General features: G+C 42.9%; 3 protein-coding genes. 2 read left to right on the top strand and 1 reads right to left on the bottom strand.

Features of this window, described 5'->3' with window-relative positions:
- Positions 1-200: hypothetical protein (locus tag QUA80_RS33480; protein ID WP_333429199.1), on the top strand; the 200-nt coding region annotated here is incomplete at its 5' end.
- Between the two features lie 270 nt (positions 201-470).
- Entirely contained in the window at positions 471-959 is a 489-nt protein-coding gene (locus QUA80_RS33485) for a GNAT family N-acetyltransferase (protein ID WP_333429200.1), read from the top strand.
- Between the two features lie 370 nt (positions 960-1,329).
- On the opposite strand, the gene QUA80_RS33490 is transcribed toward QUA80_RS33485, so the two are convergent.
- A complete protein-coding gene (locus tag QUA80_RS33490) occupies positions 1,330-1,542 on the bottom strand; it encodes a hypothetical protein (protein ID WP_333429201.1) in 213 nt (70 codons plus the stop codon).
- Positions 1,543-1,680 lie beyond the last annotated feature (138 nt).

Consider the following 1,680-nt stretch of genomic DNA (forward strand, 5'->3'; position numbering starts at 1 on the left):
GTCATTGGTTTTCTCACAGGATGGTCTTGGATCTTACATTCTTTATCTCTAGCACATCTTTAGAAAAATGGTATAATGCAGCAGGCGGGACACCCCGCAAGAATCCTCCTCAAATTTTGCAACCCCGAGAAACCGGGTTTTTTGTCGTGACGGTGGGCTGTAACTACAAAAAAACCGGTTTCTCTGTAAGCGAACTCTAAACCCATACAAAATCAGTGATTCCCATCTACAATCTAAAATCTAAAATCGTATAAGTTATGAGTTGGCAATTTTGACTCAAAGACTTTTTTACAAAATCAACACAAAAAGTATTAATAATCACCGAAATTAGTTAGATAACGTGTATAACTAAAAATAGTTTTGTAAATCGGGAATTCAATCCTTGATAGTTCCCAAGCAAAATCAACTTTCACTCCTGTAAGACAGTAAAAGTAACACACTTTTGATACAACTTGAAGGCACCGCAGAGCATGACATCAACGACTAGAGATTCCAGTCACATTCAATTTTGTATAGGTCGCGATCGCGCCGACATCGCACAAATCCAAGAACTATTTAAAGCCGCCGCCTTTTGGGCGAGGGCACGCAAGATAGAAGATTGGGAAATCGCGATCGCCAACAGCGAACCAGTTGTTACAGTTTGGGACGGCTCACGGGCGATCGGCTTTGCCAGGGCCACTTCAGACGGCATCTATCGAGCCACCATCTGGGATGTCGCCATTCATCCAGATTACCAAGGTGCAGGACTCGGCCGCAAATTAGTCCAAACCGTCTTAAGTCACCCTCGAATGTGCCGAGTAGAGCGAGTTTACCTGATGACAACTTACAAACAAAGTTTCTACGAGCGCATCGGTTTTCAGAAAAACGCCAGCACCACAATGGTACTTGAAAATCAGCTTCTAGAAGAGAATCTCGAATTAGAAATTAGCAACGGCGAATTGCTAACTGCTAATTGTTAAATAAGCCCAAAAATTGCACCAAAATCTATAATATGTAGGTAGGGTGCGTAAGCGCGCACCTTACTCCCTATAAATCATTTTCTTCTTGCTTCTTCCCTCTTCCCGACCTCTATTAAATCTCTTAAATCCGTTGCTCTCTTCCCGACCTCTGTTAAATCCGTTACATCCTTTACATCCCGCATCTTGCAACATTCTCGCTTAACAAGCTTTCGGACCAGTTCCGCGAAGAGTAGATTTTCTCGCGGAACGGGCCCGAAAGCCTGTTCGTAAAATGATTATTGAGAATGGTGCAAGATGTTAGTTACATCCCACATCTTGCAACATTATTCTTGCCTGTTGGTAAAAGGATTATTGAGAATGGTGCAAGATCTCAGTTACATCCCACATTCCGCTCCAAAACCTGACGGAGTGACTGTTGACCCAAACTATCAACCAGCAAACACAAACCCATCACCATTGCCAGAGCCGCCACTGCCTCAGGATTAGTGAGTTGATGGTAAGCTATTGGCTCGGACAAGACGCACGCCGCGGTTAAAGCCTGACTGTTGACAGGCAAACTTTCGACTATCTTTTTAGATGTCAAATGGGTTCTATCAACAGGTTTTTAACGCGAACAGGATATCAGAGGTTAATTACACGCTGCCCATTTGTGACAAGTTAAGAAAAAGTGCAAATTGTCAAGGGGGTAGACAAAAAAAGGTAAAATAAGATGAAACCTTTA

The sequence above is a fragment of the Microcoleus sp. F4-D5 genome (genome assembly GCF_036704885.1).
In the GTDB taxonomy this organism is placed as follows: domain Bacteria; phylum Cyanobacteriota; class Cyanobacteriia; order Cyanobacteriales; family Microcoleaceae; genus Microcoleus.